At 61.9% G+C, this 8,957-nt stretch carries 13 protein-coding genes and 1 pseudogene; 9 read left to right on the top strand and 5 right to left on the bottom strand.

The genetic code is table 11. The annotated features are described in order from the left end of the window. The 4 genes and pseudogenes from THIX_RS00260 to THIX_RS00245 all read left to right on the top strand — a co-directional run. Window positions 1-586, top strand: a 586-nt coding sequence (locus THIX_RS00260) for a cobyrinic acid ac-diamide synthase (RefSeq protein WP_112484355.1), incomplete at its 5' end; no start/stop codon positions are given. Next, entirely contained in the window at window positions 577-786 is a 210-nt protein-coding gene (locus THIX_RS00255) for a hypothetical protein (protein WP_112484354.1), read from the top strand. The genes THIX_RS00260 and THIX_RS00255, both read left to right, overlap by 10 nt. Window positions 787-991: 205 nt before the next feature. Continuing rightward, window positions 992-1,543 (top strand): annotated as a pseudogene (locus tag THIX_RS00250) (Tn3 family transposase); the annotation flags it as partial. A gap of 148 nt (window positions 1,544-1,691) precedes the next feature. Next, entirely contained in the window at window positions 1,692-2,246 is a 555-nt protein-coding gene (locus THIX_RS00245; RefSeq protein ID WP_112484353.1) for a putative toxin-antitoxin system toxin component, PIN family, read from the top strand. Between the two features lie 38 nt (window positions 2,247-2,284). Here the strand turns inward: THIX_RS00245 and THIX_RS00240 are convergent, their stop codons facing one another. Together THIX_RS00240 and THIX_RS00235 are read right to left on the bottom strand one after the other, a co-directional pair. Then, on the bottom strand, window positions 2,285-2,602 hold the full coding sequence (locus THIX_RS00240; protein WP_158540751.1) for a CzcE family metal-binding protein: 318 nt from the start codon (window positions 2,600-2,602) through the stop codon (window positions 2,285-2,287). Between the two features lie 233 nt (window positions 2,603-2,835). Then, a complete protein-coding gene (locus tag THIX_RS00235; protein WP_112484351.1) occupies window positions 2,836-3,525 on the bottom strand; it encodes a hypothetical protein in 690 nt (229 codons plus the stop codon). A 364-nt stretch (window positions 3,526-3,889) separates the two neighbouring features. Here THIX_RS00235 and THIX_RS00225 point away from each other — a divergent pair, with 364 nt between their 5' ends. Both THIX_RS00225 and THIX_RS00220 read left to right on the top strand, forming a co-directional pair. Beyond that, window positions 3,890-4,168 (top strand): AbrB/MazE/SpoVT family DNA-binding domain-containing protein, encoded by a 279-nt coding sequence (locus THIX_RS00225; RefSeq protein ID WP_112484350.1) that lies wholly within the window; start codon window positions 3,890-3,892, stop codon window positions 4,166-4,168. Continuing rightward, the gene (locus tag THIX_RS00220; RefSeq protein WP_112484349.1) at window positions 4,165-4,527 is read left to right on the top strand and encodes a type II toxin-antitoxin system PemK/MazF family toxin; all 363 of its coding nucleotides are present in this window, start codon (window positions 4,165-4,167) and stop codon (window positions 4,525-4,527) included. Before THIX_RS00225 ends, THIX_RS00220 begins: the two co-directional genes overlap by 4 nt. A gap of 172 nt (window positions 4,528-4,699) precedes the next feature. On the opposite strand, the gene THIX_RS00215 is transcribed toward THIX_RS00220, so the two are convergent. The 3 genes from THIX_RS00215 to mobQ all read right to left on the bottom strand — a co-directional run bounded on the left by THIX_RS00215 (window position 4,700) and on the right by mobQ (window position 6,723). Next, window positions 4,700-5,128: a type II toxin-antitoxin system VapC family toxin gene (locus THIX_RS00215; protein WP_199195209.1), complete on the bottom strand. Its 429-nt coding sequence runs from the start codon at window positions 5,126-5,128 to the stop codon at window positions 4,700-4,702. Then, a complete protein-coding gene (locus THIX_RS00210; RefSeq protein ID WP_112484347.1) occupies window positions 5,125-5,379 on the bottom strand; it encodes a type II toxin-antitoxin system Phd/YefM family antitoxin in 255 nt (84 codons plus the stop codon). Before THIX_RS00210 ends, THIX_RS00215 begins: the two co-directional genes overlap by 4 nt. Before the next feature lie 102 nt (window positions 5,380-5,481). Continuing rightward, entirely contained in the window at window positions 5,482-6,723 is a 1,242-nt protein-coding gene (gene mobQ / locus THIX_RS00205) for a MobQ family relaxase (protein WP_199195208.1), read from the bottom strand. Window positions 6,724-6,857: 134 nt separating this feature from the next. On the opposite strand from mobQ, the gene THIX_RS00200 reads away from it, so the two are divergent. From THIX_RS00200 to THIX_RS00190, 3 genes are all read left to right on the top strand, one after another. Then, window positions 6,858-7,145, top strand: coding sequence for a mobilization protein (locus THIX_RS00200; RefSeq protein WP_112484346.1), 288 nt, complete (start codon window positions 6,858-6,860; stop codon window positions 7,143-7,145). A 3-nt stretch (window positions 7,146-7,148) separates the two neighbouring features. Further along, entirely contained in the window at window positions 7,149-7,529 is a 381-nt protein-coding gene (locus THIX_RS00195) for a hypothetical protein (RefSeq protein ID WP_112484345.1), read from the top strand. Between the two features lie 662 nt (window positions 7,530-8,191). Next, the gene (locus THIX_RS00190) at window positions 8,192-8,839 is read left to right on the top strand and encodes a replication/maintenance protein RepL (protein ID WP_233224318.1); all 648 of its coding nucleotides are present in this window, start codon (window positions 8,192-8,194) and stop codon (window positions 8,837-8,839) included. Window positions 8,840-8,957: the final 118 nt, after the last annotated feature.

Raw genomic sequence — 8,957 nt, 5'->3', positions numbered from 1 at the left:
CACGGTCGCCACCAACCTGGCCAGCGCCCTGCATCTTCGTGGCCAGCGCGTTGTCTTGGTCGATGCTGACCCACAGGGCACAACCAGGGACTGGCGCAGCGCATCGCCTGACGGCATCGATCTTCCCCCTGTTGTCGCCCTGGATCGCCCTGAAATGCTGCAATCGCTGGCATCGATCCAGGCCGACCTGGTGATCATCGACACGCCAGCAAAGGCCGAGAAGATGACGGCGGCTGTTGTGCGGATTGCGCAAACCGCCTTGGTTGTCATTCAACCCAGCGGGGCCGATATTTGGGCCTCAGCCGCTGCGGTCAAGCTCATTCAGCAAAAGATTGATGTCGGCGGACAGATCGATGCTGGGTTCCTGGTGAACCGTGTCAGCGGCGTCTCGAAACTCTCCAAGGAAGTTTTGACCGGCAACTGGAACGAGTACGGCGTCACCATCCTGGAACACTCGATTGGGAATCGAGTGGCCTTCGCGCAAGCTCTCACCGACGGGCTGAGCATCTACAGCCTGAGCGACGCTCACGCGAAGCAGGAGATGGATCAATTGATTGAAGAACTGGAGATGAAATCATGGCTTTGAAATCCAAGCCGCTGCACGAAGTGCGCCCGACAATTCCGCTCGCGACAGTGACGCAAGAAGAGGTCGTCAGGATCAACCTGAACGTGCCGAAACGCGTGCGGCAAGCCTGGAAAGCCCGCGCGCTACGGGAAGATAAAACGCTGACCGATCTCATCATGGAAGCGATGAAGCCATACTCACGTGAGGATGTGAGTGCATGATGATTAACTCATAAACTCACCTGACAACGCAGCGCAAATCCCTGCGCCTACCGAGATACAAACATGACAACCCTGGAAATCAAATTCAATCTGCCCGACAGGCTGGCCCGCGAAGCCAAGGAAGCCGGCCTGCTAACGCCTGGTGCATTGAGTGACCTGGTCAGAGAGGCAATGCGTCGCCGTGCAGCACAAACACTTCTGGCTCATCAAGCACGTTCGCGCCCATTGGGACGAAATCCTGCGACTGGCCACCTCAATCAAGCAGGGCACGGTAACGGCCTCCCTGATGCTGCGAAAACTCGGCAGCTACCCACGACAAAACGGTCTGGCTATCGCCTTGCGCGAGCTGGGACGCATCGAGCGCACACTGTTCATTCTGGATTGGTTGCAAAGCGTGGAATTGCGCCGCCGCGTTAATGCCGGACTAAACAAGGGTGAGGCGCGGAACGCGCTGGCCAGAGCCGTGTTCTTCTACCGATTGGGTGAAATTCGCGACCGCAGCTTCGAGCAACAACGCTATCGGGCCAGCGGCCTCAACCTAGTGACGGCGGCCATCGTGTTGTGGAACACGGTCTACCTGGAGCGTGCCACCAGTGCTTTGCGTGGCCACGGCAAGTCGCTGGACGACACGCTGTTGCAATATCTGTCGCCGCTGGGCTGGGAGCACATCAACTTGACCGGCGATTACCTCTGGCGCAGCAGCGCCAAGGTTGGTGCGGGGAAGTTCAGGCCGTTGCGACCGCTGCCGCCAGCTTAACGTGCTCTATTTTCCGTTTTCTGAGACGACCCCTGGCTGGCGCGGCACGCGCCAGCCAGTCCGGCACTGCCGCGCTCTCTCTCACGGAAATTCAGGCAGAAGTGCGGGCCGTTCGCCGCGAGAGAACCACCACCAAATCGCATGCCGCATGAAGATGCCACCCCGGTGGGTCGTCGATACGAATGTGCTGATCTCGGCCCTGCTGTGGCAGGGGACTCCCAGCAAGGTTTTCGAGCTTGCCGGGGATGGTGGCATCCAGCTACTGACCAGCCGCGTCCTGCTTGATGAACTGGCGGCCACACTGGCCAAGCCCAAGCTGGCCCGCTTCGTTGAAGCGACTGGCCTGAGTGCTGCGGACATGCTGCGCAACTACCGCCGCCTTGCCTCCACAATCGCCGTCAAACCACTCGCGCAAGCTGTTTCACGCGATCGCGATGACGATGCCGTATTGGCCTGCGCGCTGGCTGCGCATGCGGCAATCATCGTCACAGGTGACGATGATCTGTTGATTCTGGGCAACTTCATGAAAATCCCGATCCAGTTCCCTCCCCATGCAAGGGGAGGATTGGGGTGGGGAATGGTTCGGACGGTCACGGAAGTTGGAAACATCCATCACCGTTGCGCCACATCGCTCGGCGGGGCAGGGCCGGCGCCTACGTCGGCCGGAATGGCACCTTGGCGGATCCGGTCCGCATGGCGATGACCGGCGACGGTCATCGCTCGGCACCGAGGCTCAATGATTTAATTGACCGGGAAGCCTCCCACGTAGGCATACACGGGATGGTTGATCATGCCGGCAGGGGCCACGCGTTCGAGATTGACGCGGGCGTCGGCGCGCGGGCCGTCGAACTCGTAGGCGAAGCTTTTGCCGTGGTCCTTGAACTCGATGCTGCGGCCCCATTGCGCGTTGATGGAGTCGGTGCTCGGGGTGATCGCGACGACGCGGCTGGCTACGGAATCGGGCACCGGGGTGCCAAATAGCCGGGTGGGTATGGCGGCTTGGGCGCTGACGGCAGTGGCGAAGCCGGCAATGGCGAGAAGGGCTGAGAATTTGTTCACGATCAACTCCAGGAAAGTGGGGCCAGGCCCCGGTTGCTGAACACCGCGGTATCGAAAGCATCGCGGACGACTGCAGTGTTCGCCTGGTGTCTTAAATCAAACTTAGGGAAGTATTGCACCGCACGCTGTCATGGGTATGCAGACAGCGGCTTTGCCGACCGTTGCAAAACGCGCTACGTCCCCTTGGTTTTGCGGGGAGCGCGACGCATCGCGCGTCAGCGCGGTGTCGGGGGCTAACCGGAGCGAGCCGGACCGGAGAGCTTGAGTCGCACCCCTTCCAACCAGGGCAGGGTCGAGTGGATGATTCGTCCTTGCCCATGCGCAATGTCTCCGAACGAGATTTCAAAATCGGCCAGCTGGCGCAGTTCCTCGTCATGGGCCGTCCCGTCCTGCACGCGCTGCCAGGCGCGGCGCGCCGCATCGGCGTGCAGCGCCCTGTCTTGCACACGCATGAAGCAATGTCCTGAGAACAAGCAAAGCTTTGGCGCGTGGACGTCGTGTGTGAACACCATGTGCTGCTCACCGCTGCCTTGCGGTTCACGCACCCAGCGTTCGGCGTAATTGGCCTCGATGCCGACTTCGTCGATGGCGTCGAAATCGGACGAGAAGGCCATGCTGCCGAGGTCGCGCCGGCCGGTGGGGCGGTAGTCCAGCCGGCGCAGCCATTCGCAGGTGTCGCCTTGCACCTTGGTGATGCCGGCGAAGCCTTCCTGGCGTAGCAGGCCGAGCAGTTCGTCGCGGTTGCAATCGTGTAGGGACGTGCGCCCCTCGCATGGCGGCCGGTCGGCGGGAATGCGCAGGTCTGCATGCCACTGCGCGGTCTGCATCCACACCACGCGCGTGGTGTCGTCATGCACGCCCGGCGCCGTGAGCAGGATGCGACGCCACAGGCCCTGGTAGTGCGGGGGGACGTTGTCGGACATCAGTCGTGGAATTCGGGGAAATGGCGCAGGCTTTTCCAGAACGCCAGATCGTGGGGTCCGGGGAGCAATGGAACAGGGAAGTCAGTTAAGCCAGCGGCATTACCAGTGGCGTTCAGTGCCTTCCATGCGCGCGTCGCTCTCCGAGAAGCAGTGACGGTCATCCGCGTCGCTGGCGATGTCGGTCAACAACTCGTTCACAGCTTCATCCAGGTCTTCGTCGCTGTCGCAGCAAGACTCACCCGCGACCCTGGCCGCTTGAGCAGATCATGGGCCTCCCCATGCCCCATTGGATCGCAGGCTGATTCGGCGCCATCAAATGTAGTGCAAACGTGCTACTCTTGGCCTCTCGATACGGAATGCCACCATGACCACGACCACCGTTCACATCCGCCGCCAGGGCGGCGCTGCCATTGTGACCATCCCAGCCCATCTCCTGCGCAGTCTGCACGCGGACGTCGGCACGCCCTTGGATCTGCAGGTCGACAATGGCGTGCTCACGGCACGGCCCGTCGTAGCACAACCCCGCAAGCGCTACAGCCTCAAGGAACTCCTGCGAGGGGCAACGCCCGAGGCGATGGCCGCACTGCAGGCTGAGACGGCATGGGCGCATGAGGGTGGGCCAGTCGGGCGGGAGATTGCATGATGGCGCGCCGCGTGGCGCGCGCTGGGGATGTGTATTGGATCGACCCCAATCCGGTGGCAGGCCGGGAAATGCAGGGGCGTCATCGCTTCGTGGTGATCACACCCAAGGAGATCAACGCCTTGGGGCTGGCCATGACGGTCCCCGTAACAAGCGGTGGCCAGTTCGCCCGCAACACCGGCCTGGCGGTGCCCATTCAGGGGCACGATACGCAAGGCGTTGCGGTGTGCAACCAGGTGCGCACCTTTGACCTGGATGCCCGCGAGAAGGCGGGTACAGCGCGCCATGTGGAAACGCTGGACGCAGCCACAACAGCCGAGATCATCGCCCGGGTGGTCAGCATCCTCGATCCTGAGAACTGAATAGCCCGGCTAACGTTCTCAAAACGCAGCCATGTTGCCCGCTGCGATCGAGACTGGAATGCAAGAAGAACGCGCCCCTCTGGGCGCGTTCTCAATTGGGCTGGTTCTCAAAAACGATTAGTTTCGAGAAGGCGCAAGCGGGCGATCCCTTGCTCCCGCTTGCGCTGTCGGCTCAACGCTGTGCCTCCCAAGGGTTGAGAATCGACACCCCGGCAGATTGGAAATCCGCCACGTTCCGCGTGACGATGGTCATCCCATGAACTAGTGCGGTTGCTGCGATCAGGCTATCCCTGAACGGGCGCGGGTCTGGCACATGAAACGCGGCACTACGCTGCGCAACAGCGGTATCAACGGACAGGATGCGTCCGGCGAAAGCGGGCAAAACATGGCCCTCGAACCAAGTCCGAAAAATAGCGCCTTGGGACGGGTCGCGGCGCTCAGCCAGCAACACGCCAATTTCCAGCTCCTGCACAGTGATGGCCGACAAATACAGGTCTGCCGCATCCACGCTATCGGCCCACTGCGCCACATTTTCATCGACTCGGCCCAGGCGAATTTTGCGCAACTCAGAAACGACGTTGGTGTCGAGAACAAACATCAGGACAAGTCCGCAGGACGTGCAAGCGCACGCGAGCGCGGAATCTCCAACTCCATCTCAGCGATGCCCGGCATGGCCAGCAAATCAGCAATCTTCTTGTGGCCTCCGGTCATGCGCCGATACTGCGCGATGCTCATGAGCACGTGCGCCGGACGGCCCCGGTCTGTGATGAACACAGGCCCATTGTTTGCGGCCCGTTTTGCTTCGCTCGCCCCTTGGTTGAACTCGCGGCTGGATAGGGTGGTGATGGTCATGGCGGCACCTCGTCTGTGTGAACTATGTAGGAACATTACTACATTTTCAAAGCAAGAGCAACAAATTCGAAGGGCTCAGACCGGGTGAGTTTCGAGAAGGCGCTAGCGGCCCATCCCGTGGTCTCTGTCGCGCTTCAAGTCCCGAACAAACTCACGGGCGATCTCCCGGCTCTCGCCTTTGTCCTTGATCCCGGCCAGCGCGGCTTTGTCGCGCTCCATCTGTGCGGTCAGCCACTCGGCCATCTCCGGGGTCATCTCGTCAAGGCTCACGCCACACGCCTCCGCCAGCTCGGCCCGCTGCCGCTCCTCGGCTTCGCGCTGGGCATCGGCCTCCTGCTTCTGCCGGGTCAGTGCCTGAGCGGCCTGCGCGTCGGCCTGCTGTTTCGCCTGCTCGGCCTGAAAGCGCTGGAAGGCTTCGCGGGCCTGCTGTTTGCCCGCTTCGATCTGCTGGGCTTGCTCGACCTGCCGTTGCCGCTCCCGCTCGGCCAAGGCGGCGGCCAGGTCGCCGGACAGGTCGAGGATGGTGCGGTCGATCTGGCGGCTCTGTCGCTCCAGCGCGCCCGCTTGCGCGGCGCGGGCCAGCCGCTCGGCGGCGTCTTGCTCGAAGTGCAGACGCTTGGCGCTCGGCTCGCCGGTGCGGCGCTCGTAGCCGCTGGCCGCTGGCCCAAGGTGCCGGGTCGCCTCGCGCTCGGTGCCCTGCGCTGCAAGGCTGCGGTGATCGACTCTAGCTTCGATGCCGTTCTCGTGCAGGCGCGCGTTCTGCAACTGGGCGAACCGCTCGCGCCACTCGGTCACGAGCTTGGAGCCGGTCGCCTTGTCGTCCAGTTCGCGGGTTTTCTCGGTGAAACCATCCGGCCCAAGGCGGCGGGTCGTCAGCAGGATGTGGGCGTGGTGGTTGCGGTGGTCGCCTTCCTTGCCGGGAGCATGGATGCACACGTCTGCCGCGCACTCATGGCGCTCCACCAGCTCGCGGGCGAAGTCGCGGGCCAGCCGCACCCGCTCGGACGGCGAAAGCGCATCGGGTAAGGCGATCTCGAACTCGCGGGCCACTGTCGAGTTCTTGCGGGTCTCGGCCTGCTCGGCGGCGTTCCAGAGTGCCGCCCGGTCGGCGGCCCACGCGGGCGCACCGGCAGGCAAGACCAGCTCGGTGGATTCGACACCGCCCTTGCGGCGGTAGTCATGAAGCTCGCCGGTGCGCGCGTCGGTGATGTCCACCCCGGCACGATAGGCCGCTGCGGCGGTCGCACTGCGACCGGCCGACCGGCTGATCGTCTTGACGGACAGGTGGTAGATCGCCACGGGCGAATATCGGGGTTTATTTTCAGCGTCGTAGACCGCGCGCAAACGAAGTTTGCATAAGTGCGCCCTTGCTTCGCTTCTGGTCTGTGCTTCAACATATTCTAGCCGTCCATGTTATCTCGAAAACTGATCAAGCGCCGGGGTAGAATGCAAGGCATCAATCCCACGGATGGCTGGACATGGCAAGCATCGACGAACGCATTGCAACGCTGGAAACAAAGCTCAAGCAGGAGCGGGCCAAGAAGCAACAGATCGAAGCCCGCAAGCGGGCCGCAGAATCCAAAACCAAGCGCTCACAGGACACGCGCCGCAAGATTCTGGTCGGTGCGGCCATCCTCGCCAAAGTCGAACGCGGGGAATGGCCTCGGGACAAGTTGCTGGCGATGATGGAGGCGACGTTAACCCGCGACGATGACCGGGCGCTGTTCGGTCTTCCAGAAGATCCGCAACAAGTCCAGAAGGAGTAAGCCATGGTCCAACCCAACAGCAACGCACTGTCCCATGCGCTTGACGAGGTGCTCACCGGCGTGAAGTACCTCACGCACAATGCAACGTCAGCAGGCCAGTATCCATCTGAGTTGCAGAGGAACATGCACTTGAAGTTGCTTGCCGGGAAACTCTCGGAGTCGGTGCTCAACCTGGTGGACGTGGCGGCAGGGGAAACGGCGACGGAAGCCGCAGCGGCGGCCATGCAGGAGCGTGAAATGGCGTTCACCAAGGCCAATGCGCAGGCCCAAGCCGATGGGGCCGAGCCAAGCCTGTCACCCGCGCAGAAGCAGTGGCAAAACAAAGGCGACGCCTGCTGGACGATGGTCTTGAGTCGCACCCGGGAGCGCGATCTGGGGCTGTAAACGGCAAAACTCCACCCGCAAGAAGTGCGGGCTGCGCCCGTGCATGGCCTGCGCGCCCCGCGCTTGTCCTGGTGTACAGGGGGCGTGCCGCCCCTTGCCCCCTGCAGGCACCCGTTGGTGCATCTGCATGGGACAACCCAGCTCTTGTGGACGGACTGCGCCTGCACACAGGGCGATGAACCCGCCCTGTGCACAGCCCGGCCCGAGAAGCCGGGCCGGGTTCGCTTGCCGCCCACATCGCCTCAAAAAGCCTTCTGAAGGATTTCCCAACCCAAGCCCTACCCCAAGGCACCCAAGACCCGCCTAGAGGCTCCTGGCCTCTTGCAAGCCGGTTTTGGTTGCGGGGGGAGCCATCGCAACGCGATGGGGGGCTGCTAGGCCCCCAGGGGGGCGAGGTGGCGAGCATCGCAGGCCCGGTCTCATCGGGCCGAGAAGCGCAGGACGGGGGGACGGCAGTCCCCGCCACCTGGGGGGACACAAGCCCGCTACGCGGGCGGCACTTCCCCGCAAGGCGGGGGCTGGAATGTTGGCTCCGGTGTCGCATGGCTACGCGCGTTAAAACAAAGAGTGAGAAGGGAAATCGCCGGAAGCCGCGTAGTTGCTAGGGGTCCGAGACAACACTGGGCGTTCGAAAGACAAACGCAGGACATACCGGGACAAAAATGATTGATATTTTGTCTTTGCATCGTTTATGCTGCGTCTATCGAACGACAACAAAGCGCCGAAAAATGTCTGACATCCCATCAATCAACCTCAGAAATCTTGACTACAGCCCGACAGTTAACCCGCTTGTCGAGTCCCAGTCGTTGACGATTAAGCGGCGCCTTGTACGAGCTGGGCGTGGTGAGGACCTGATCAACTCAAAAACAGGGGAGATCGTTGGCGTGTCCGCTATTCATCAGATCGAGGAGCGTGATGACGCTGAGTTCGTCAAAGTCTTTGCTGCTGGCGTTAGTGCAGCCTATGGCCTGAATAGAACGGCGCAGCGAGTCTTCCAAGCCGTGTTGGACGAGTATCAGCGCACACCAATGCGGGGCGGTTACGCCGATAGCGTTGAGCTCTTCTGGTTCGGTGGCGGACTATCTGGGCGTGACATTGGCATGTCGGAGAAGACCTTTCAGCGCGGACTCAAAGAGCTCCTGGCAAAAGGGTTCATCGCAGCCAAAACAGCCAGCTTGTTTTGGGTGAACCCCGCGCTGTTCTTCAAGGGTGATCGTGTCATGTTCATCAAGGAGTACCGCCGTCGCCGCACCACATCCGACGAGGCTTCGGCGCTGGAACAACAAGGTCAGCTTCGCCTGAACACCTAGGCATAACTTACTTTGCCGTCGGAAGGCTCATATACTCACATCATCAGACACTCAGGCGCTCACATACACCTATGAAGATCATTGCGCTGCTCAACGAGAAGGGCGGCACCGGGAAAAG

The organism is Thiomonas sp. X19 (assembly GCF_900089495.1).
Classification (GTDB): Bacteria; Pseudomonadota; Gammaproteobacteria; order Burkholderiales; family Burkholderiaceae_C; genus Thiomonas_A.
The sequence above is the reverse complement of the archived record's forward strand: the minus strand, read 5'-3'. Positions and strand labels throughout refer to the sequence as shown.

Excerpts from the sequence above, each read along its gene's own strand:
- THIX_RS00255 (WP_112484354.1), top strand. The coding sequence starts at position 577 with ATGGCTTTGAAATCCAAGCCGCTGCACGAAGTGCGCCCGACAATTCCG.
- THIX_RS00245 (WP_112484353.1), top strand. The coding sequence starts at position 1,692 with ATGAAGATGCCACCCCGGTGGGTCGTCGATACGAATGTGCTGATCTCG.
- THIX_RS00235 (WP_112484351.1), bottom strand. The coding sequence starts at position 3,525 with ATGTCCGACAACGTCCCCCCGCACTACCAGGGCCTGTGGCGTCGCATC.
- THIX_RS00225 (WP_112484350.1), top strand. The coding sequence starts at position 3,890 with ATGACCACGACCACCGTTCACATCCGCCGCCAGGGCGGCGCTGCCATT.
- THIX_RS00220 (WP_112484349.1), top strand. The coding sequence starts at position 4,165 with ATGATGGCGCGCCGCGTGGCGCGCGCTGGGGATGTGTATTGGATCGAC.
- THIX_RS00210 (WP_112484347.1), bottom strand. The coding sequence starts at position 5,379 with ATGACCATCACCACCCTATCCAGCCGCGAGTTCAACCAAGGGGCGAGC.
- THIX_RS00200 (WP_112484346.1), top strand. The coding sequence starts at position 6,858 with ATGGCAAGCATCGACGAACGCATTGCAACGCTGGAAACAAAGCTCAAG.
- THIX_RS00195 (WP_112484345.1), top strand. The coding sequence starts at position 7,149 with ATGGTCCAACCCAACAGCAACGCACTGTCCCATGCGCTTGACGAGGTG.
- THIX_RS00190 (WP_233224318.1), top strand. The coding sequence starts at position 8,192 with ATGATTGATATTTTGTCTTTGCATCGTTTATGCTGCGTCTATCGAACG.